Origin of the sequence: Mycobacterium deserti (genome assembly GCF_025345615.1) — a bacterium.
In the GTDB taxonomy this organism is placed as follows: domain Bacteria; phylum Actinomycetota; class Actinomycetes; order Mycobacteriales; family Mycobacteriaceae; genus Mycobacterium; species Mycobacterium deserti.
In genome coordinates this window covers 318,426-339,190 of record NZ_JAODWD010000003.1, presented here as the reverse complement: position 1 = coordinate 339,190, position 20,765 = coordinate 318,426, and the positions used below count along the sequence as shown (strand labels likewise).

Annotated in this window: 23 protein-coding genes; 8 read left to right on the top strand and 15 right to left on the bottom strand. The window is 69.2% G+C overall.

What is annotated here, in order from left to right:
• Positions 1-79 precede the first annotated feature (79 nt).
• Positions 80-1,012, top strand: coding sequence for a DMT family transporter (locus N4S67_RS12965; protein ID WP_390893352.1), 933 nt, complete (start codon positions 80-82; stop codon positions 1,010-1,012).
• Here N4S67_RS12965 and N4S67_RS12960 read toward each other — a convergent pair.
• The 4 genes from N4S67_RS12960 to N4S67_RS12945 form a co-directional block, all read right to left on the bottom strand.
• A complete protein-coding gene (locus tag N4S67_RS12960; RefSeq protein ID WP_260993382.1) occupies positions 1,009-1,887 on the bottom strand; it encodes a phosphatidate cytidylyltransferase in 879 nt (292 codons plus the stop codon). The genes N4S67_RS12965 and N4S67_RS12960 overlap by 4 nt on opposite strands.
• Complete coding sequence (gene frr / locus N4S67_RS12955) at positions 1,887-2,444, bottom strand: ribosome recycling factor (protein WP_260993381.1); 558 nt, start codon at positions 2,442-2,444, stop codon at positions 1,887-1,889. Before frr ends, N4S67_RS12960 begins: the two co-directional genes overlap by 1 nt.
• A gap of 26 nt (positions 2,445-2,470) precedes the next feature.
• Positions 2,471-3,250, bottom strand: coding sequence for a UMP kinase (gene pyrH, locus N4S67_RS12950; protein WP_390893351.1), 780 nt, complete (start codon positions 3,248-3,250; stop codon positions 2,471-2,473).
• 92 nt (positions 3,251-3,342) lie between these two features.
• Positions 3,343-4,020 carry a class I SAM-dependent methyltransferase gene (locus N4S67_RS12945; protein WP_260993380.1) on the bottom strand — a complete coding sequence of 226 codons (678 nt, stop codon included), beginning with the start codon at positions 4,018-4,020 and terminating at the stop codon, positions 3,343-3,345.
• Positions 4,021-4,066: 46 nt separating this feature from the next.
• Here N4S67_RS12945 and N4S67_RS12940 point away from each other — a divergent pair, with 46 nt between their 5' ends.
• Positions 4,067-4,519, top strand: a complete 453-nt coding sequence (locus N4S67_RS12940) for a MarR family winged helix-turn-helix transcriptional regulator (protein ID WP_260993379.1) — start codon at positions 4,067-4,069, stop codon at positions 4,517-4,519.
• Positions 4,520-4,577: 58 nt separating this feature from the next.
• Positions 4,578-5,705: a glycerate kinase gene (locus N4S67_RS12935; protein WP_260993378.1), complete on the top strand. Its 1,128-nt coding sequence runs from the start codon at positions 4,578-4,580 to the stop codon at positions 5,703-5,705.
• Here the strand turns inward: N4S67_RS12935 and N4S67_RS12930 are convergent.
• A complete protein-coding gene (locus tag N4S67_RS12930; protein ID WP_260993377.1) occupies positions 5,702-6,517 on the bottom strand; it encodes a YihY/virulence factor BrkB family protein in 816 nt (271 codons plus the stop codon). The genes N4S67_RS12935 and N4S67_RS12930 overlap by 4 nt on opposite strands.
• A gap of 30 nt (positions 6,518-6,547) precedes the next feature.
• On the opposite strand from N4S67_RS12930, the gene N4S67_RS12925 reads away from it, so the two are divergent.
• Positions 6,548-7,219, top strand: a complete 672-nt coding sequence (locus N4S67_RS12925; protein WP_260993376.1) for a CDP-alcohol phosphatidyltransferase family protein — start codon at positions 6,548-6,550, stop codon at positions 7,217-7,219.
• Here N4S67_RS12925 and N4S67_RS12920 read toward each other — a convergent pair.
• Entirely contained in the window at positions 7,137-8,681 is a 1,545-nt protein-coding gene (locus tag N4S67_RS12920) for a phytoene desaturase family protein (RefSeq protein ID WP_260993375.1), read from the bottom strand. The two genes, N4S67_RS12925 and N4S67_RS12920, sit on opposite strands and share 83 nt — an antisense overlap.
• Positions 8,678-9,796: a glycosyltransferase gene (locus N4S67_RS12915; RefSeq protein WP_260993374.1), complete on the bottom strand. Its 1,119-nt coding sequence runs from the start codon at positions 9,794-9,796 to the stop codon at positions 8,678-8,680. The genes N4S67_RS12920 and N4S67_RS12915 overlap by 4 nt, the downstream gene beginning before the upstream one ends.
• An 86-nt stretch (positions 9,797-9,882) precedes the next feature.
• Here N4S67_RS12915 and N4S67_RS12910 point away from each other — a divergent pair, with 86 nt between their 5' ends.
• Both N4S67_RS12910 and N4S67_RS12905 read left to right on the top strand, forming a co-directional pair.
• On the top strand, positions 9,883-10,674 hold the full coding sequence (locus N4S67_RS12910) for a carotenoid biosynthesis protein (RefSeq protein ID WP_260994022.1): 792 nt from the start codon (positions 9,883-9,885) through the stop codon (positions 10,672-10,674).
• On the top strand, positions 10,671-12,233 hold the full coding sequence (locus N4S67_RS12905; protein ID WP_260993373.1) for an FAD-dependent oxidoreductase: 1,563 nt from the start codon (positions 10,671-10,673) through the stop codon (positions 12,231-12,233). The genes N4S67_RS12910 and N4S67_RS12905 overlap by 4 nt, the downstream gene beginning before the upstream one ends.
• Here N4S67_RS12905 and N4S67_RS12900 read toward each other — a convergent pair.
• The 3 genes from N4S67_RS12900 to rpsB are packed head-to-tail and all read right to left on the bottom strand — an operon-like array spanning position 12,224 to position 15,355.
• Positions 12,224-13,630 (bottom strand): amidase, encoded by a 1,407-nt coding sequence (locus tag N4S67_RS12900; protein ID WP_260993372.1) that lies wholly within the window; start codon positions 13,628-13,630, stop codon positions 12,224-12,226. The genes N4S67_RS12905 and N4S67_RS12900 overlap by 10 nt on opposite strands.
• A gap of 41 nt (positions 13,631-13,671) precedes the next feature.
• On the bottom strand, positions 13,672-14,487 hold the full coding sequence (tsf, locus tag N4S67_RS12895; protein ID WP_260993371.1) for a translation elongation factor Ts: 816 nt from the start codon (positions 14,485-14,487) through the stop codon (positions 13,672-13,674).
• A gap of 1 nt (position 14,488) precedes the next feature.
• Entirely contained in the window at positions 14,489-15,355 is an 867-nt protein-coding gene (gene rpsB, locus N4S67_RS12890; protein WP_260993370.1) for a 30S ribosomal protein S2, read from the bottom strand.
• Positions 15,356-15,637: 282 nt separating this feature from the next.
• On the opposite strand from rpsB, the gene N4S67_RS12885 reads away from it, so the two are divergent.
• Both N4S67_RS12885 and N4S67_RS12880 read left to right on the top strand, forming a co-directional pair.
• Positions 15,638-16,126, top strand: a complete 489-nt coding sequence (locus N4S67_RS12885) for a M23 family metallopeptidase (protein ID WP_260993369.1) — start codon at positions 15,638-15,640, stop codon at positions 16,124-16,126.
• 79 nt (positions 16,127-16,205) lie between these two features.
• Positions 16,206-17,174, top strand: coding sequence for an LLM class F420-dependent oxidoreductase (locus N4S67_RS12880; protein WP_260993368.1), 969 nt, complete (start codon positions 16,206-16,208; stop codon positions 17,172-17,174).
• On the opposite strand, the gene N4S67_RS12875 is transcribed toward N4S67_RS12880, so the two are convergent.
• From N4S67_RS12875 to N4S67_RS12855, 5 genes are all read right to left on the bottom strand, one after another.
• A complete protein-coding gene (locus N4S67_RS12875; RefSeq protein ID WP_260993367.1) occupies positions 17,155-17,322 on the bottom strand; it encodes a hypothetical protein in 168 nt (55 codons plus the stop codon). The genes N4S67_RS12880 and N4S67_RS12875 overlap by 20 nt on opposite strands.
• Before the next feature lie 76 nt (positions 17,323-17,398).
• Positions 17,399-17,701 (bottom strand): cyclase family protein, encoded by a 303-nt coding sequence (locus tag N4S67_RS12870; RefSeq protein ID WP_260993366.1) that lies wholly within the window; start codon positions 17,699-17,701, stop codon positions 17,399-17,401.
• 57 nt (positions 17,702-17,758) lie between these two features.
• Positions 17,759-18,661 (bottom strand): tyrosine recombinase XerC, encoded by a 903-nt coding sequence (locus N4S67_RS12865; protein ID WP_260993365.1) that lies wholly within the window; start codon positions 18,659-18,661, stop codon positions 17,759-17,761.
• Positions 18,662-18,693: 32 nt separating this feature from the next.
• Positions 18,694-19,854, bottom strand: coding sequence for an alpha-hydroxy-acid oxidizing protein (locus N4S67_RS12860; protein ID WP_260993364.1), 1,161 nt, complete (start codon positions 19,852-19,854; stop codon positions 18,694-18,696).
• A gap of 24 nt (positions 19,855-19,878) precedes the next feature.
• Positions 19,879-20,736 (bottom strand): siderophore-interacting protein, encoded by an 858-nt coding sequence (locus N4S67_RS12855; RefSeq protein ID WP_260993363.1) that lies wholly within the window; start codon positions 20,734-20,736, stop codon positions 19,879-19,881.
• Positions 20,737-20,765: the final 29 nt, after the last annotated feature.

Genomic DNA, 20,765 nt, shown 5'->3' with positions numbered 1-20,765 from the left:
GTCCTGTCAGTATCCCACCTCCGCGGCGCGGAAATTGATTGGCGAGGACAGGCGTTGCTCGCAACGATGGAGTCCGATGATGTCTAAGGCCACACGTACGATGCCCCTCGGGGCCGCATCGGCGTTGACTTTCTTCTATGCGCTCGGCTATCCCATTGGCGCGCTTGCGGTTTCGGCCATGTCACCGATGGCTGTGCTGGTGTTCCGGTTCGGACTCGCCGGTGCCATCCTGTCGGGCTGGGCCCTGGCCGCCCGCGTGAAATGGCCCACAGGCCGGGCGCTGGTCCACGTGCTGATCACCGGCTTGCTGACCCAGGCGTTGCAGTTCATCTGTCTGTACATCGCGTTGATGCACGGCGCGCCCGCGGTCCTGGGCGCGGTGGTCATCTCGATGAATCCCGTCATCACGGCGGTGCTGGCCGCGATGTTCCTCAGCGAAAACCTTTCGTGGACACGCGTCGGCGCGTTGGTCCTGGGCGTGGTGGCGGTGCTGGCCGCCTGCGCGGGGCGGCTGTTGGCGATCGGCGGCGTCGACACGGTCGTGCTGCTCCTGATCGTCGCCCTCGTGTCGCTGGCCGTCGGCGGGGTCTACCAGCAGCGCTTCTGCTCCGACGTGGACTTCCGCGCCTCCGCTGCGCTGCAGAACGGAGTGGCTCTGCTGCCGGTGGCGGCGCTGGCCACCGTCATGCCCTGGCACGTGACCGATCCGTGGAAGGCGGCCGGCGCCGTCGCGGCCGTCGTGCTGTTCAACGCCACCCTGTGCATGTCGCTCTATGTCCGGGCGATCAACAACTACGGCGCTGCCGCGGTCGCCATGCTGTTCGCGGTGATTCCGGCCGTTGCCGGCCTGCTGTCGTGGGCGATGCTCGGTGAACGCCCCGACATCGGTATCGCGGTGGGCCTCGTCATCGGTGCATTGGCGTGTTGGCTCAACGCCCGAGGAGCCCGCCGTCAGCGATCGGTGGCCTCGCCGACCGCGTCCACCATGCGCGCAGCGCTACCGAGCGACTAGGCCAGCAGGGTCAGGACGATCCAGCCGGCGACCGCCGACGGAAGCATGGCGTCGATGCGGTCCATGACGCCGCCGTGCCCCGGCAGGAGCGCGCCCATGTCTTTGATGCCGAGGTCACGCTTGACCTGGGACTCGACCAGGTCGCCGAGCACGCCGGTGGTCACCAGCAGCAGACCAAGGGGAACGCCGACCCACCACGGCTTTTCGAGCAGGAACGTCACCGCGAGCACCGAGGCGGTGATTCCGAACAGCAGCGACCCGCCCAGTCCCTCCCACGATTTCTTCGGGCTGATCGCCGGCGCCATCAGATGCTTGCCGAACAACACTCCCGCGACGTATCCCCCGATGTCGGCGAACACCACCGTCACGATCACGGCGAACACGCGCCCGCCGCCGTGGTCCTGGAAGATCAGCAGCGCGCTGAAACTGGCGAAGAGCGGTACCCATGTCGCCAGCAGCACCGCTGCGGAGATGTCGCGCAGGTAGTTGACCGGCTGCTCGCGCAGCCCCTGCCCGACCAGGCGCCACACCATGCAGACCACGATCGTGCCGCCGTAAGCGCCGAGCAGTCCGGTGACCCCGTACGGCCACGTCAGCCAGATCATCGCCTGGCCGCCGATCAGCAGCGGGAGCGCAGGAAGCGCGTAGCCGGCCTCCCGCAACCGGCGGATGACCTCATGCGTGGCGACCGGAATGAAGACCGCCAGCACCGGCAGCCACCCGATCGGCGCGAAGAGCAGGATGGCGATCGCCATTCCGCCGAGGAGCACGCCGACCCCGATGGCGGCGGGAAGGTCGCGTCCCGCCCGCGACTTCTTCTTGGGCGGTTCGTCGACCGGCGTATCTGCCACGGACTTGCGATGCTGATCGGTCACTAGACCTCCAGCAACTCGCCCTCTTTGTGTTTGACCAGTTCGTCGATCTGCGTGGTGTAGGTGTGGGTCGCCTTGTCGAGATCCTTCTCGGCGCGCGACACCTCGTCCTCGCCCGCCTCGCCGTCCTTCTTGATGCGGTGCAGTTCCTCCATCGCCTTGCGACGAATGTTGCGCACCGACACGCGGGCGTCTTCACCCTTGGCCTTGGCCTGCTTGACCAGATCGCGGCGGCGCTCCTCGGTCAGCTGCGGGATGGCGACCCGGATGACGTTGCCGTCGTTCGTCGGATTGACGCCGAGATCGGAGTTGCGGATCGCGTCCTCGATGTTGCGCAGCTGGTTGGCCTCATAGGGCTTGATCACCACCAGTCGGGCCTCGGGGACGTTGATGCTCGACAGCTGCGTGATCGGGGTGGCCGCACCGTAATAGTCGACGTTGACCCGCGAGAACATGCCGGGGTTGGCGCGGCCGGTGCGGATGGACGCGAGGTCGTCGCGCGCCACCGACACCGCCTTCTCCATCTTCTCCTCGGCGTCGAAGAGGGTCTCGTCGATCACGGTGTTCTCCTTAAGCGCGCGGCCGGCTACGTGGTGACCAGTGTCCCGATCTTCTCACCTGCGACCGCGCGGGCGATATTGCCGTCGCTGAGCAGGTTGAACACCAGGATCGGCATGCCGTTGTCCATGCACAGGCTGAAGGCGGTGGCGTCGGCCACTTTCAGGCCGCGGTCGATCACCTCGCGGTGGCTGATCGCGGTCAACAGTTCGGCGTCGGGGTTCGTCCTCGGGTCGGCCGTGAAGACGCCGTCGACGGCCTTGGCCATCAACACCACTTCCGCGCCGATCTCGAGCGCCCGCTGAGCGGCGGTGGTGTCGGTGGAGAAGTAGGGCAGGCCCATGCCCGCGCCGAAGATCACGACCCGCCCCTTCTCCAGATGCCGCACCGCTCGCAGCGGGACGTAGGGCTCGGCGACCTGACCCATCGCGATCGCGGTCTGCACGCGGGTCGCGATGCCCTCCTTCTCCAGAAAATCCTGCAGCGCAAGGCTGTTCATCACGGTGCCGAGCATTCCCATGTAGTCGCTGCGGGTGCGTTCCATGCCCCGCTGCTGCAGTTGGGCGCCGCGGAAGAAGTTGCCGCCGCCGATCACCACGGCGACCTGCACACCACTGCGGACCACCTCGGCGATCTGACGGGCTACCTGGTGGACGACGTCCGGGTCCAGGCCGACTTCCCCGCCGCCGAACATCTCACCGCCGAGCTTGAGCAGGACGCGCGAGTACATCGGCCGGATCCCCGCCGTGGCGGCGTGGTTCGGTTCAGAGGAAGCGTCGGCGCCGTTGGGGTTGGTGGGCTGCGCCATCCGACTCCTTGGGGTCGTCGCTGAGATCGGCCCCTATCCTGCCTCATCGCGGCCACCGGACCGCCGAGGGGTCGTCGGTGTCGCGAGTCGCCTCAGCCCGGCAGGTGCGCGGACAGCAGGAAGGCACGCACCGACTTGCGGCCCTTGGGCTCGTCGCGCACGTCGATCACCGGGAAGAACTCTTCGAAGTTCGGCGGGAACTGGGCGTGGATGCGGGCGGGCCGTATTTCGTCGATGGTCCAGTACCTGGACACGACGTCGCGCAGCTCGTCCTCGGTGACCGGGTTGGCCGGGCCCTCGGGCATGCCGGCCTTGTCGAACACCAGCACGAAGTACGACGCACCAGGCGCCGCGGCCCGCACGATCGACTGCTGATATCCGTCGCGCAGCTCCACGGGCATCGAATGGAAAAGCGTCGAGTCCACGATCGTGCCGAATCGACCGTCGTAGCCACCGAAGTTGCTGATGTCGGCAACCCCGAACTCGGCGTTGGTCAGGGCGCGTTTGGCGGCCTCCTCCTTGGCCAGTGCGATCGCCGTCTCGGACTGATCGAGCCCGACGGTGGTGAACCCGCGTTCTGCCAGATACAGCGAGATCGCCGCCTCACCGCAACCGGCGTCGAGCACGTCGCCGTGGAACTTGCCAGCCTCGATGAGGGCGGCGAGCTCCGGCTGGGGCTCGCCGATGCTCCACGGCGGCTTCGCGCCGGTCATCTCCGGAGCCTCACCTCGGTATGCGGATTCGAACATCTCACCCATCGGTTGATTCATGACACCCGGTATATCAATCTACTTGATATGTGTCAATATGCTTGATATGACTCCATCTGGCCCCGCGGGCTCGGCAGGCGACATGCTCGAGGACCAGCCACTCGGCTATCTGCTGTCGCGCGTGGCGAATGCACTGCGCGCGGAGGTGACGGCGACCGTGCTGGAACCCATGGGACTGGCGTTCCCGCAGTACATCTGTATGCGGATCCTGTCGAAGTACCCGGGGCGGTCCAACGCCGATCTGGCCCGCTACACGAACGTCACGCCGCAGGCGATGAACATGGTGCTGCGCGGACTGGAGGACCGTGGCCTGGTCATCCGCCCGGCCAGCGTCGCGTCCGGCCGCTCGCTGCCGGCCGAGTTGACGCGTGAGGGCGAGGACCTGTTGACGCGCACGGATTCGGGCGTGCGCGCGGCCGAACGGAAGTTGATGGCGCACCTGACCGCGCAGCAGCGACGGGAATTCAAGCGCATCCTCGTCTCACTGGGCGCCGACTGACGCCGTCGGATTTCGGGGAGAATCGGCGCACATCTCGGGAGTTCCGTAGTCTCGGCCGATGAAAATCGTCCTGGCGCCCGACTCGTTCAAGGAGTCGATGAGCGCGACCCAAGCCGTTGCGGCGATGCGCGACGGCGTGCTGTCGGTGATGCCCGACGCCGAGTGCGTCGGTGTGCCGATGGCCGACGGCGGCGAAGGCACCGTGGACGCGGTCGTCGAAGCCCTGCACGGCCAGCACGTCGACGTGGAGGTTTCCGACCCGCGCGGCCGGCCCGTCGCGGCCCAGTACGGCTACGTCCCCCTGCGCCAACTGGCCGTCATCGAGATGGCCGCCGCCGCCGGGCTGGAACTCGTCGCGCCTGGTCAGCGGGACGTGTTGCGCTCCAGCACGTTCGGTGTCGGGCAGCTCATCCTGTCCGCGTTGAACCGAGGTGCCGAGGAGATCCTCATCGGAATCGGCGGGTCGGCCACCAACGACGGCGGGACCGGCATGTTGACCGCCCTCGGCGCGGTGTTCACCGATGCGGGCGGCAAGGTGCTGCCACCTGGTGGCGCCGCGCTGCAACGACTCGACCGCATCGACGTATCGGGACTCGATCCCCGTTTGCGCGAAGTCCGCATCCACGTCGCCTCCGACGTGACCGCACCGCTGCTCGGGCCCACCGGCGCGAGCGCGGTGTTCGGACCGCAGAAGGGCGCCACCGCAGCCGATGTGGACCTACTCGAGGCGGCACTGTCACGCCTTGCCGCCGTCGCCTCCACGACTTTGGGCGGCGTGAATCCCGACCATCCCGGCGCGGGCGCCGCAGGCGGTCTGGGCTTCGCGCTCGTCGAATTCCTTGGCGCGCAGAGCAAACCCGGTGTCGAGGAAGTCGCGCAGACCGTCGGACTCGAACGGGCGCTCCGCGACGCGGACTGGGTGTTCACCGGGGAGGGCAGCGTCGATGCACAGACCGTGATGGGCAAGACACCCTTCGGTGTCGCGCAGCTGGCGGTCCGCCACGGCACCCGCGTGATCATCTTCGCCGGCCGCGTGGGACCGGACGCTTCGGTGCTGCTGGACCACGGTGTCGAGCGACTCGTCGCGATCACCGCCGAGGGCACACCGCTCGAGCAGGCGCTGCGCGACGGCGCCGAGTCGCTGACCCGGGCCACCGCCGAGGTGTGCCGCGACCTGGTGAGCTAGGACTCGGCCGACGGGCGCCTCACCTCGTCGAGTGCGACGGTGACCCGGAACCCGCACAGCACCATGATGTGCAACAGATAGAGCCACAGCGCCAGCGCCGAGACGGCACCGACGATCGGCAGGCCGCCAAAGGGTGCCGACCAGGGAATCGGGATCGCCAGGAACAGCAGGAAGCCCTGGAGGAACCCCGCCAGGATCGAACCCGTGCCGAAGGCGCCGATCAGCAGCGGTCGCCAGGCCAGCCGGCCTGGGCCGATGAGCCCGAACACACCGACCAGCGCGGTCGACACCGTCAGCCAGACGATGTGGAACGCCACCACGATCCCCCACACCAGCGACCAACCACCGGCGTCGTACAGCGGGCCGACGTAGGACGCCGAGGCGAGCACGGCGAGCACCAGAAACGGTGCGACGGCTGCCACCCCGAGCAGGCCGACCCGGCCCCGCCAGCCCGTCAGAGTGTCTGGCGCCGAGGACATTTGAACGAATGCTCGGCGCAGACCTTCGCCGTAGAGGCTCGCAGGGAACAGCACGACGAGCGCTTGCACCCACGACATCGACAGGGCGACCGAGGTCAGGGTGCGCAGCGCCGCCGGGGTGCCATGTCCGCCGGGCAGGCCGCCGATGGCCGCGTCCATCGCGGAGTTGACCGTGTGGTGTCCGACCAGGGCGCCGACCGCCCACAGCGACACCAGTGCGAGTGGGGCGATCCCGATGACGCCGAAGAAGGTGGCGCCGGCCGCCCACAGCGACAGGTCGCTGCCGGGAAAGGTCTGGCGAACTTCGGACGCGAGTCGGCGGACCCGGCTCATCGCCTCACCGAACCCTGGCAGGCTGACACCGTGAGCGCGGACTCCGGCAGCGACCCCGGCGACGTGGGCTGGTCGTCCCTGCACGACGGCGTGCAGCCGTCGGCAGTGGTCCGCGGCTGGCTACGGGTCGTGCGGACGCTGGCCGCCGGACCGGTCTTGCGTATCCCGCCCGACGTGCTGTCGGCGGCCGGGGTGCTGGTGTTGGTCGGGGCCTGGGCCGCCGTCGCCGGACCGGGGTGGCCCGCGCTGGCGGTGCCGCTGATCATCGCCGCGGGCGTGCTGGACGGCCTCGACGGCGCGGTCGCGCTGCAGACGGGACGGGCGCGGCCGATGGGTGCGGTCGTCGACTCGGTCGCCGACCGCCTCGGTGATGTGTTGCTCCCGGCGATTCTCCTGACGCTCGGAGCCCCGCCCTGGTGGGTGGCGGCCGCCCTCATCCTCGTCCTGCTGCACGAATATGTCCGGTCCCGCGCGCAGGTGGTCGGAATGCCAGGCGTCGGCACGGTGAGCGTCGCCGAGCGGCCGACCCGGCTGATCGTGGTCGCAATGGCCGCCGGCGGCGCCGCGGCGTTCCCGGCCGTTCCCGGGCTCGGATGGGGCTGGGGAACCACGTTCGCGGTCACGTGGACGGTGGTCGGGGTCGTCGGGATGCTCCAGTTGCTGATCGGGGTGCGGCGCTCGATTCCGCCGCATTTTCCGTAGACCCGATGAGACCGGCGACGATCTCGGCTGACATCAGCACCAGCGGGATGCCCCCGCCGGGGTGCGCCGAACCGCCGACGAGGTAGAGCCCGCGCACTGGACTGCGATTCGCGGGCCTGCGCAGCGCGGCCCGAGGTCCGTGCGAGGCGGTGCCGTAGATCGCCCCGCCCGGCGCGCCCGTCCGCCGTTGCAGGTCGCCGGGGGTGATCGTCTCGACGAATCGGATGCGCTCGCGGACGTCGGCACCGCGGTCGGCCAGCAGGTCGAGTATGTGGCGGGTGTAGTCGTCACGCAATCCCTCTGCGTCCCAATCAAAGCCATGGCCGGGGTCGTGCGCGGGCGCGTTGACGAGCACGAACCAGCCCTCGGAGTCGTCGTCGGGTCGAAGGGCCGGGTCGTCCGGTGAGTGCACGTAGATCGTGGGGTCGGTCACCGGCTGCGGGTTCTGGCCGAAGATCGCGTCGAACTCGGCGTCGTAGTCGCGGGGGAAGTACACGCGGTGCGCGGGGCCGGGCCGCCGCCCCGCCAGTCCGAGAAGCAGCACGAAGCCGGCCATCGACCGCGGCCGGTGATGCAGCCGACGACGCATGGCCCGTGCCGCGCCGGTCGGAAGCAGCCGCTCGTACAGGTCGGCCGCATCGACGTTGCTCACCACCGCGTCGGCCACCACGTCGCGACCGTCGACCCGAACACCCGTTGCGCGGCCGCCCGACACCGCGACCGACTCGACCGGTGAGCCGGTGCGGATCTCGACGCCGAGTTCTTCGCAGCGGGCCTGCACCGCCTCGACGATGCGCCGCAGTCCGCCGGGCACGTACCACGCGCCGAACTCCTGCTCGACGAACGACGTCACCGCCATCACGGCCGGGGTGCGGCGTGGATCGGATCCCGAGTAGGTGGCGTATCTGTTGAGCCATGTCCGTAGCCGCGGATCGGGCAGCATCCGGCGGCCGAGCTTGTCGATCGTCAGCCACGGCGCGACGGCACGCAGATCCGCGGGCCGCGCGCTCATCCGGACCATGGCCGTCAGCGAGACCGGCCGACGAAGGACCGGCTCGCCGACCAGCTCCCACAGCCGCCTCGACCGGGCGTGCAGTCGCCGCCATGCGTCACCGGCACCCGGCCCCAGCGCTTCGTCGAACGCCGCGGGTACCTTCGCCGAATCGTGCGGCAGCACCAACTCACTGCCGTCCCCGAAGACGTACGCGCATGCCGGGTCGACGGCGGTCAACCGCAGGTCCGCAGGGCCGCCGGTGTCGGCGAACAGTTGCTCGAGCACGGCGGGCATGGTCAGCAGCGAAGGACCGGTGTCGAAGGTGAACCCGTCGCGCTCGAGGACGCCGAGCTTCCCGCCGGTGGTGTCGGCGCTCTCGAAGACGGTGACGCGGTGCCCGGCGGCGACCAGGCGGGCGGCCGTGGCAAGCCCGCCGAGTCCCGCGCCGATGACGACCACCCGACTCATACCGGTCGGCCCTTCCACTGCAGTGAGCCTCGCGCACGACCCACCCACGAGGACGCCAGCAACACCAGCAGGGTGAGGACCGAGACCGGGTGCGCCACGGCGTCGAGCGGCCGACCGGCCCACCGCGAGGCCGACATTCGGCCGACGACGGCGGCAGCGTAGCCGAGCGCGCCGATCCGCGACCCGGTCACCGCGGCCGCCGCGGGCAGGACGTAGACGACCGACAGCGCGACCGCAACCGCGAGCGCACCGGCCGGGGACCCGAACGCCGCCCACAGCGACTTGCGGTAACCCTCGCGCAGCTCACGCCCGCTGGTATACATCCGGCACGTCGCCAGAGCCGATCCGTCGGCGATTCCCGTCCGGCCGCCCGTCGCGCGGATCGCGCGGGCCATCCCGATGTCGTCGAGCACGGCGCCGGCCACCCTCCGCCAGCCACCCGCACGGGCCAGCGCCCCGGCCTCCACGAGGAGGAACTGGCCGTTGGCCGCTGCCATGGACGGGCGCGCGGACCGCTCGGCGAGCCGCAACGGCAGGGTGGTCAGCCACGACCAGGCCAACAGCGGCTGTACGAGTCGGCCCGACAGTCCGGTCACAATCTGACGGGGCCACGGCGACAGTAGGTCGAGAGGTCGCGGCCCGCGCAGCACCGCAACCGCGGCGGCCACGGCGTTCGGTACCAGAACCACGTCGGCGTCGACGAACACCAGGACCTCACCGCGTGCCGCGGCGGCCAGTTGCGCGCAGGCGTGCGGCTTGCCCAGCCACCCCGGCGGAACGACGCTGCCGGTCAACACCTTGACCCGCGAATCGGAGCCGGCCACGTCGCGGACCACCTCGGCCGTACCGTCGGTCGAACCGTCGTCGAGCACCAGGATCTCGGCATCGGGCAGTCCCCGCTGGCCGAGCAGCGAACGGATGGTCGGCCCGATCCTGTGTGCTTCGTCGCGGGCCGGAACGAGGATCGACACCGGCGCGTGCACCGGCGGCGGGTCGGCGGGCGGGCGGCGCAGCAGCCGCTCGTTGATCAGCTGGTGCGCGGTTCCTGCGCACGCCAGTGACGAACCGGTGACAACGAGCGCGCGTAGGGTTTCGGCGAAGCGCGCATCGGGCACCTTGGAAACTCTACGAAGTCCGGCCCGCACCGCGCAGCCGACGGGGTGAGGGCACCGGTTTGACAGCGGAGGTATCACGCGTGGCGATGGCCGTGCCCGCCGTGCAGGTGCGCATCAACCATTTGGTGTGGACCCTGGTCGGCGCGGCCGTGCTGGTGCAGATCGCCTATCCGCTGATGCCGGACGCCTTGCGCACCGAGGTCACGATGGCCAGCGTGGTGGTCTTCTTCGTCGCCGCTGTCGCGGACGCCGCACGAGTGCACGGTCCCGCCGGTGCCGCGGTGTTGATCGGCGTGGCCGGCGGCGGCGGCCTGTTCGCCGAAGCGGTCGGCGTGGCCACGGGCCGGCCGTTCGGGCACTACGCCTACACCGGCACCCTCGGTCCCGAGCTGTTCGGCGTGCCGGTTGTGGTTCCGCTGGCCTGGGTGATGATGGGGTGGCCCGCCCTGGTGGTGGCCCGGACCCTCGCGGTACGGGGTCCCGCGGTCGTTGCGCTCGGAGCGCTGGCGCTCACCGCCTGGGACGTGTTCCTGGACCCGCAGATGGTGGCTGCCGGTCACTGGGCGTGGTTCGACAGCACGCCGGGTCTGCCGCTGATTCCAGGCATTCCACTGACGAATTACGCGGGCTGGCTGTTGGTGTCGGCGGTGATCATGGCGATTCTCAACCGAGCGCTGCCGCGCGAGACGGGGCCGTCGGCGCCGGCGGCGGCGCTGTATCTGTGGGTGTATTTCTCTTCGGTCATGGGTCACGCGGTGTTCTTCGGTCTGCCGGGTTCGGCGGTCACCGGCGCGGTGATCATGGGCGCGGTGGCGGTGCCGTTCGCAATCGCGCTCGTGCGCCGCCGACGCCGCGACGTCGGGGCGGTGCCGGCGTGAGCGACGCGCTGACGAGCCGGGCCGCGCCGTTGCGGATGCGCCCGCGCCGTCTCGTCGTCGCGGACCCGCTGCTTCCGCGTGACGTCGGCGCAGGAGCCGAGGCGATTGTCGTCGGTGGCGGAATCGCCGGGATCTCCGCCGCGGTCGTGCTGGCCGAAAGAGGAGTCACCGTCACCGTTTTGGAGTCGTCCGATCACCTCGGCGGACGGCTGGGAGCTTGGCCTGAACGCCTACCCGACGGCACCGAGCAGTACGTCGAGCACGGGTTTCACGCGTTCTTCCGGCACTACTACACGTGGCGGTCGATCTTGCGCCGCGTCGATCCCGAGCTGTCGTTCCTCCGACCGGTGCCGAGTTACCCCGTCATCTCGGCGACGTTTCCCGCAGAAGATCTGTCCGGGCTGCCTGCCGCGCCGCCGCTGAACCTGATCGCACTCGCGCTGCGCTCGAAGAGCCTGTCCCGCAGGGATTTCACGAATGCAGATCCCGATGCGGGGCGGGCGCTGCTCGCCTACGACCGCGCCACCACGACTGCCGAACTCGACGGCATCGACGCCGCGACGTTCCTGGACCGGCTCGGAATGAGCGAGCGCACCCGCGCCATGCTCTTCGAGGCCTTCGCCCGGTCCTTCTTCTGTAACCAGGGCGAGCTGTCGGCGGCCGAACTGGTGGCGATGTTCCACTACTACTTCCTCGGCAACCCGGAGGGCATCGGCTTCGACGTGCCCCGCACCGATCACGCGACGGCGATCTGGAACCCGCTGCGAGAGCACCTGCTTCGGAACCACGCCGACATCCGGACCGGAACCCGGGTCACGACGATCGAGCCGAACGGTCAAGCCTGGCTCGTGCGCACCGACGCCGGCGACCTCGTCAGTCGCCACGTCGTCCTGGCCGTCGACCCAGGGGCACTGCGCGCGCTCCTCGCGGCCTCCCCCACGACTGCCGACGCTGCGCCGCTGTTGGCTCAGCGCTGCGAGAGTCTCTCCGTTGCGCCACCGTTCGCCGTGAGCAGGCTCTGGTTCGACCGCGACGTGCTGCCCGAGCGGGCTCCGTTCAGCGCGGTCACCGGGCAACCGAATCTCGACTCGGTCGCCGTGTATTCGCGTCTCGAGCAACCCAGTGCGCAGTGGGCCACCGCGACCGGTGGGGCGATCGTCGAATTGCACTCGTACTCATGCGGACTCGACACCGCCGATGCGGCCGCGAAGGCCATGCGCGAGGAGCTTGCCACGCTGTGGCCCGAGACAGCCGACGCCGTGGTGCTGCACCGCCACGACCGGCTGGAGGCCACCGCGCCCGCATTCCCGCCCAGATCTGCGGGCACCCGGCCCGGTGTGCGCAGCGACGCCCGCGGACTGCGCGTCGCAGGCGACTTCGTCGAACTGCCCTACCTTGCGGGACTGATGGAACGGTCGTCGATGTCGGGTGTGCTCGCGGCCAACGACGTGCTCGCCGAACTCGGCGCGGCGGCCGAACCGATCACCGGTGTCCCCCAGCGCGGCCTGCTTGCCGGGGTGCCGCGTGTCGGCGGCCGAAAGACGAAGTCTCAGTCCTGAATGCGCGAGAACGGGCGCGCTTCTTCGAGTTCGTAGGCCAACTGCAGCAGCCGGGCCTCGTGCCCCAGCGGGGCATGGAACATCATGCCGACGGGCAGGCCTGATGCCGATTGCGCCAGTGGCAGGGAGATCGCCGGCTCACCTGTCGCGTTTTGCAACGGAGTGAACGCCACCCAGTCGACGAGCCGGTCGATGATCTGCTGATAGTCGGCGGTCGGATCGAAATGACCGATCGGCGGTGTCACGTCAGCGAGCGTCGGCATCAGCACCACGTCATATGTGCTTGTGAGCCGTGACGTGATCCGGCGGATCCGAGCGAGCCGCGCGATGGCCAGTGGAACCCGGTGCAGGTTGCGCGCGGCTTCGCGCTCCAAGCCGACGGTCAGGCTGTCGAGCTTGGCGCGGTCGAAGCTCGACCCGAATGACCTGCGGCCGCCCCGCACGATCGCGAACGCCAGAAACGACCAGTACAGCAGGAAGTCGTCCATGAAACGTGCGGGCACCGGGTTGTCGATCTGCGTCACCCGGTGGCCCAGTTCCTCCAGCAGCGCAGCAGTTTTCAACGTCAGCTCGCGGACTTCGGGACTGGCCTCACGCGAGATCGATTGCGTGCACACGGCCATGTTCAGTCGCCGCTGGCCCGGATGGGTGACGTCGCCGATCGCGGGCAGCTTCGGATGGCGGTACACCCGCTCCATCTCGCGGTAGAACGCGGCGGTGTCGCGCACCGACCGCGTGACGACACCGTTGGCGACGATGAGCAACGGCATGCGTCGCACGTCCTTGTCGACCGGCAATCGACCGCGCGTCGGCTTGAGACCGACCAATCCGTTGCAGGAGGCGGGAATTCGGATCGAACCGCCGCCGTCGTTGGCGTGGGCGATCGGCACCACACCCGCGGCGACGAAGGCTCCGGCGCCCGAAGAGGAGGCGCCCGCGGTGTGGTCGGGGTTCCACGGGTTACGCACCGGCCCGATGCGCGGGTGCTCTGCCGACGCGCTGAACCCGAACTCGGACATCCTGGTCTTGCCGAGCGGCAGCAGGCCCGTTGCGAGGTACGTCCGCGCGAAGTCACCGTCGGACAGCGCCGGCCGCGGATCCCACGCGTCGGTGCCCTGCATCGTCGGCATGTCACCGACCGCGACGTTGTCCTTGACGAACGTCGGTACGCCGTCGAAGTAGCCGCCGTACCCCCGCGATGAGTTGGCCCGGGCGCGGGCCCGCTCGAATGCGTTGTACGCCAACCCGTTCAGCGCAGGGTTGACGCCTTCGGTCCGCGCGATCGCGGCGTCTACGAGTTCAGACCGCGATACCGCGCCCGCCCTCATGGCCTCGACAAGTCCGACCGCGTCGAGGTCACCGAGGGCGTCATTGCCGAAGGCGTGCGTCCGCTTCATGCCCAGACGGTACCAACTCGTACCGCCCGGGCACCGGCTGGCTAGGCCTGGCCGACCTCGAAGCGGACGAACCGGGTGACGGTCACGCCTGCCTCGTCGAGCAGCGCCTTGACCGTCTTCTTGTTGTCCGACACCGACGGCTGATCGAGCAGCACGACGTCCTTGTAGAACCCGTTGACGCGACCCTCGACGATCTTCGGCAGGGCCTGCTCGGGCTTGCCTTCGTTGCGGGCCGTTTCCTCGGCGATGTGGCGCTCGTTGGCGACGACGTCGGCGGGTACGTCGTCGCGCGTCAGGTACCTGGCCTTCAGCGCGGCGATCTGCAGGGCGACGGCGTGCGCCGCTTCCTTCGATTCGCCCTGGTACTCGACCAGCACGCCCACGGCGGGAGGCAGGTCGGCGGCGCGCTTGTGCAGGTATGTCTCGACGGTGCCGTCGAAGTAGGTCGCGCGCCGCAGTTCGAGCTTCTCGCCGATCTTGGCCGACAGGTCCGCGATGACCTGCTCGACGGTGGTGTCGCCGACCTTGGCTGCCTTGAGCGCGTCGACATCGCCGGCCTTCGACTCGGCCGCGGCCGCGACGATCTGCTCGGCGACCGCCTGGAACTCGGCGTTCTTCGCGACGAAGTCCGTCTCGGAGTTCAGCTCGATCAGCGCGCCGTCCTTGGCGGCGACCAGGCCCTCGGCGGTGGCCCGCTCGGCACGCTTGCCGACGTCCTTGGCGCCCTTGATGCGCAGCAACTCGACGGCCTTGTCGAAATCGCCCTCGGCCTCGACCAGTGCGTTCTTGCTGGCGAGCATGCCGGCGCCGGTCAGGTCACGAAGTCGCTTGACGTCGGCAGCGGTGTAGTTAGCCATTTCAGCCTTCCGTGCTCTTGGGTTCGGTTTGGATGTCGGCCTCGGGGGTGCCGGGCTCTGCACCCGCGGCGGTCGGGGAAGCGGTCGCCGACGCGGTCGCCGACGCCAGCAGCTCCTGCTCCCACTCGGCCAGCGGCTCGGCACCCTCGGCGGCGGGCTTGTCGCCGTCGCGGCCCACGCCGGCACGAGCCTGCAGACCCTCGGCGACCGCAGCGGCGACGACCTTGGTCAGAAGGGCGGCCGAGCGGATCGCGTCATCGTTGCCCGGAATCGGGTAGTCGACGAGGTCGGGGTCGCAGTTGGTGTCGAGGATCGCGATGATCGGGATGTTCAGCTTGCGCGCTTCGGCAACCGCGAGGTGCTCCTTGTTGGTGTCGACGACCCAGATCGCCGACGGCACCTTCTGCATGTCGCGGATACCACCGAGGCTGCGCTCGAGCTTGTTCTTCTCGCGGGTCAGCATCAGGATTTCCTTCTTGGTGCGACCCTCGAAGCCACCGGTCTGCTCCATGGTCTCGAGTTCCTTGAGACGCTGCAAACGCTTGTGCACGGTGGAGAAGTTGGTGAGCATGCCGCCCAACCAGCGCTGATTCACATACGGCATGCCGACGCGGGTGGCCTCCTCGGCGATCGACTCCTGCGCCTGCTTCTTGGTGCCGACGAACATGATGGAGCCACCGTGGGCGACGGTCTCCTTGACGAACTCGTACGCCTTGTCGATGTAGGTGAGCGTCTGCTGCAGATCGATGATGTAGATGCCGTTGCGGTCGGTGAAGATGAACCGCTTCATCTTGGGATTCCAGCGACGGGTCTGATGCCCGAAGTGGGTGCCGCTGTCCAGCAGCTGTTTCATGGTCACTACGGCCATGGTGATGCCTCACTTATATGTCGGTTGTCGCTCGGCATCGGGTGATGCCGGGCCCTGGTGACCGCGCGGATGCCAGACCCGTGTGCGAACGGGACCGACGGCATCCGAATACGACCTAGTGGAACGGGTCGAGGTGCAGACACGCGAAGTCAGCCCGCAGGTGCGAGCTGCGGTTAGCAGTTTACACGCTGGACAGGGGTGCTTTTTCCACACTGACCTGCTGGTCCACAGAATCGACGACGGACCTGGCGCCGGCCGCCCGTGACGCGGTGAGCTGGGCGGATGCGACGGTTCGCGCTCGTTCTCGCCGCCATCATGTGGACGGCGCCGCCGGCGACCGCCGTCGAGGGGCGGCTGGACTGGCCGCTGCTCCCGCATCCGAGCGTCGTGCGGACCTTCGACGCACCCTCGCCGAACTGGAACCGGGGTCATCGCGGCGTCGACCTCGCCGGAACACCAGGGCAGCCGGTGCAGGCCGCTGCGGCGGGAACGGTGGTGTTCGCCGGCGAACTCGCCGGACGGCCGCTGGTGTCGATCGCTCATCCGGGTGGGCTGCGGACCAGTTACGAGCCGGTGCGGCCGTCGGTGCGGGCCGGCCAGCGTGTCGAGGGCGGCGCCCGGATCGGCCGGCTCGAGGCCGGGCATGCCGGCTGCCCCAGCGCCGCGTGTCTGCACTGGGGCGCGATGTGGGGCCCGTCGTCGCGGGCTGACTATGTCGACCCGCTGGGCCTGCTCGCCGGCACACCGCTCCGCCTCAAACCCGACCAGTGAGGCTGCGCACGAGACGTCGTTCGTTCTCAGCGAAACGCGCATCCTCGAAACACACCGAGCGGGCGCCTAGCGTCGAGCCATGACCGTCGCCGCCGACGCGCACCGCGCCCGCCCGTTCCGTTTCGGACTGCACACCGCGCTCCCCCGCGGCACCGACTTCGGCGACTTCGCGGTTTCGGTGCAAGACACCGGATTCGACGTGCTGACGATTCCGGACCATCTCGTGGGATCTCTGGCGCCGTTCGCGGGAGCGGCCGGCGCGGCCGCGGCCACGTCACGCCTGCACACCGGGACTCTGGTGCTGAACAACGACCTGCGTCATCCCATCGAGGTTGCGCGCGAAACAGCTACCGTCGCAGCCCTTTCCGGCGGTCGTTTCGAACTCGGACTCGGCGCGGGCCACATGAAGTCCGAGTACGACGCCGCGGGCCTCGCATTCGACTCCGGCGCGACGCGGGTGGACCGGCTCATCGAGTCGGTCGACGTGATCCGGCCGTTGCTGGCCGGTGAGCCCGTCGACGTCGACGGTGCGCACTACCGCGTCCATGCCGAGGCAGGCGCGCTGGTGGCCGCGCCGGAAGTGCACGTCCCGTTACTCATCGGCGGCAACGGCACCCGGGTCCTGCAGCTGGCGGGTCGAGTCGCCGACATCGCGGGGCTGGCGGGTTTCAGCCACAACCGCGACGCGACGAAGGTGTCGTTGACGCATTTCGACGAGGCAGGTCTGGCCGATCGGATCGCCGTCGTGCGCGAGGCCGCCGGTGACCGGTTCGACGCGATAGAACTCAACGCGCTCATCCAGTTCGTCGTGCCCACCGACGACCGCCAGGCATCGGCCGCCGAACTGGCCGCCGCGTTCGGCGGGGTGTCGGCCGACTTCGTGCTCGACTCGCCGTTCGTGCTGCTCGGCACCCACGAACAGATGGCGGAACAACTTCTGGACCGCCGACAGCGGTTCGGGGTGAGCTATTGGACCGTGTTCGACGAGTGGGTGGGTCGAGCATCGGCGATGCCTGACCTCGCGAAAGTCATTGCGCTGCTGCGATAACCGAGTCGAACACTAGCGCCCTCACCGGCGCTCCGTCGGCGTCGATCGGCAGCGGGAAGAAGCCCATCCGCACGTGGGCGGGTAAACCGTCGAGATTGCAGAGGTTCTCGACGATCAACGCGTCGCCGCCCAGCACGACCTGATGCACCGGAATCCGGAATCGACGTCGCCGGTGAGGTCCGGGCTCAGTGTGTCGACTGCGAGCACGTGCATCCCGCGGCGCATCAGATCGACCGCGGCATCGGCCGACAGCGCGGGATGGTCCAGCGCGGCGGCGCCGCGAGAGATGGAAGATGGACGACGAGCGCGTCGGCGATCAACTCCAACAGGCTGATTCGGCCCGTCGTGCGTCCACCGGCGATGTTGTGCGACGGCGCGTCGAGATGTGTACCGGTGTGGGACCCGAAATGCAGCGCGACCACGTCGACGCCGTCGCGCGCCAGCAGCAGGGCGGGCTCGATGCTGACGGCGGGATCGCCCGGATACACCTGCATGCCCGAGGCGATCGGATGGCTCAGCTCACGCATCGCCGGTGTCCGCGAGATGCACGCTCGGTTCGCCCGGGAATTCCATTTCGGCGCGAATCAGGCGCGCGGATGGGCTTGGTCGTGGACGGCGCGCAGGCGCGCGACCGTCACATGCGTGTACAGCTGGGTGGTGGCCAGCGTCGAATGGCCGAGGATTTCCTGCACGATCCGCAGATCGGCGCCGCCTTCGAGCAGATGCGTGGCGGCGCTGTGCCGCAGCCCGTGCGGGCCGATGTCGGGAGCACCGTCGACGGCGGCCACTGTCTGGTGCACGACCGTGCGGGCCTGCCGCGGGTCGAGTCGCTTGCCACGGGCGCCCAGCAGCAGCGCAGGCCCGGACTCGTCGGTGGCCAGCGCGGGCCGCCCGTCGGCAAGCCACGCCGTCAGCGCCGCCTGCGCCGGCTCGCCGAACGGCACGGTGCGCTGCTTGTTGCCCTTACCCAGCACGCGCAGCAGCCGTCGCGGTGTGTCGACGTCGTCGATGTCGAGTCCACACAGTTCGCTGACGCGAATACCGGTGGCGTACAACAACTCCACGATCAGCTGGTCGCGCAGTGCCAGCGGGTCTCGTTGCTGTGCACCGGATTTCGCGGCGGCCATCGCGTCGAGCGCCTGATCCTGGCGCAACACCGCCGGCAGCGTGCGCCGCGCCTTGGGCACCTGCAGCCGGGTCGCCGGGTCGCTGGAGATCAGCCCGCGTCGCGCCGCCCACGCGGTGAAGGTCTTGACCGCCGAGGTGCGGCGGGCCAGCGTCGTGCGGGCCGCACCGGCGGAGGCTTGCGCCGCGAGCCACGCACGCAGCACCGGCAGGCTCAGCCCGGCCGGTCCGGCATCGGGTGAGCGTTCGGCGAGGAAGGCGAACAGCGACCGCAGATCGCCGCGATAGGCGCGGCGGGTGTGCTCGGAGCGCCCTCGCTCCAGGGCGAGGTACTCGTCGAAGTCGTCGAGCAGAGCCTCCATGGTCTTACCGTCGCATCCGGCGGAGGCAAGACTCAGGTGACGCGCCGCAGCGCCTCCGGTGTCAGGTCTTTCAGCGCCGGATAGCCGTCGACGGCCATGATGAGATCCGTCTCGGCGAGCAGCGAGCGCAGCACGTGCACGACGCCGTCCTCACCGCCGATCGCCAGCCCGTACGCATAGGGTCTGCCGACGCCGACCGCCGTCGCGCCCAACGCCAGTGCTTTGACGATGTCGGCGCCGCTGCGGATGCCGGAGTCGAACAGCACCGGCAGCCCGTCGGCGGCTTCGACGACCCCTGGCAGACAGTCGATCGCTGGTACCCCGCCGTTGGCCTGCCTGCCGCCGTGGTTCGAGCAGTAGATGCCGTCCACGCCGCCGTCACGGGCACGCCGCGCGTCGTCGGGGTGGCAGATGCCCTTGACGATCAAGGGCAGGTCGGTCAGCGACCTCAGCCAGGGCAGGTCATCCCATGTCAGCGGGTTTCCGAAGATCTGCACCCACTGCAGCACCGTCCCTTGGGGGTTCTCTTCGGGCGGTTGCGGCAGGCTCGCGCGAAACACCGGATCGCTGGTGTAGTTCGCCAGGCAGCGACCCCGCAGTTGCGGAAAGTTCGACGTCGCCAAGTCGCGCGGGCGCCAGCCCGGCACCCAGGTGTCGAGGGTGACGATGATGCCCTTGTATCCGGCCGTTTCGGCGCGGTGCACCAGGCTGGCGGCGAGCTCGCGATCGGTCGGTGTGTACAGCTGGAAAAAGCCTGGCGTATCGCCGAATTGCGCGGCGATGTCTTCCAGCGGGTCCTCGGTGAGCGTCGAGATGGCCATCGGTACCCCGGTGCGGGCCGCGGCCCGGGCGGTCGCCAGGTCGCCGTGGCCGTTCTGTGCGCACAGCCCGATGACCCCAATCGGCGCCATGAACACCGGCGACGGCAACGTCAGGCCGAACACATTGACCGACAGGTCCCGTTCCCGGTGTGCGTTGAACATTCGCGGGATCAGTCCCCACTGGTCGAAGGCCGTGCGGTTGACCCGCTGCGTGCGTTCGTCACCCGCGCCGCCCGCCACGTAGGACCAGATCGACGCCGGCATCGCGGCTTCGGCCTTGGCCTCCCAGTCCGCGTATGCCATCGGCAGCGACGGGACGATGCCGGACAGTCCTTGCAGGTAGATCTCGAGCTGGTAGTCGCCGTAGGCCATGCGGCTAGCGTGCCAGCCGCGCGATCAGGAGTTGACTTCGGCTTGGGCGAGTTCGCGTTTCCACTGCCGGAACGTCTCCTCGGTGCGGCCGCGGCGCCAGTACCCGGATATCGATGACGCCCACTTCGCATCGACGCCGCGTTCCTTGCGGATGTAGGGACGCAGGTTGTGCATGACCGTCTGCGCCTCACCGTGGATGAAGACCTGAACCTGTCCGGGCATCCAGGCCGCCTCCTTGACCGCCTGGATCAGCGGGGCGTGGTCGCCGGCGCGTTCCTCGGCCACCAGGTCGGCGCGACCGCCACGGTGGATCCACCGGATGTCGACTCCGTGCGGAGCGGTCAGGGCGATCTCGTCGTCTGGGCCCGCCACCTCGATCAACACCTGGCCGACCGCGTCGTCGGGCATCGCTTCGAGCGCGGCGCTGATCGCGGGTACTGCGGCTTCGTCGCCGGCGAGCAGATGCCAGTCGGCCGCCGGGTCGGGCGCATACGCACCGCTCGGCCCCATCAGGTAGGCCGGCTGGCCGGGTGTGGCCGACGCGGCCCACGGGCCGGCAACGCCGTGGTCGCCGTGCACGACGAAGTCGATGGCGATCTCGCGGCGCTCGGCGTCGACGCGTCGCACGGTGTAGGTGCGCACGGTCGGCCGCTGCTCGACGGGCAGCTCGTTGAAGCTGTCGAGGGTGAGCGGCGTCGGCAGCGCAGCGACGTCAGCGACACTCAAGCCGTCCGGCACGAAGGCGATCTTGACGTAAGCGTCGGTGAAGTCGTTCGGGGTGAACGTCTCAAACCCGCCGCCGCCCAGCACCACGCGCTTGAGGTGCGGCGTCAACTGCTCGGTCCGCACCACTTCGAAGGTGTGTATCGGACGTCCTGCCACTTCGCCTCCCGCATCGTTAGCCAACCTCA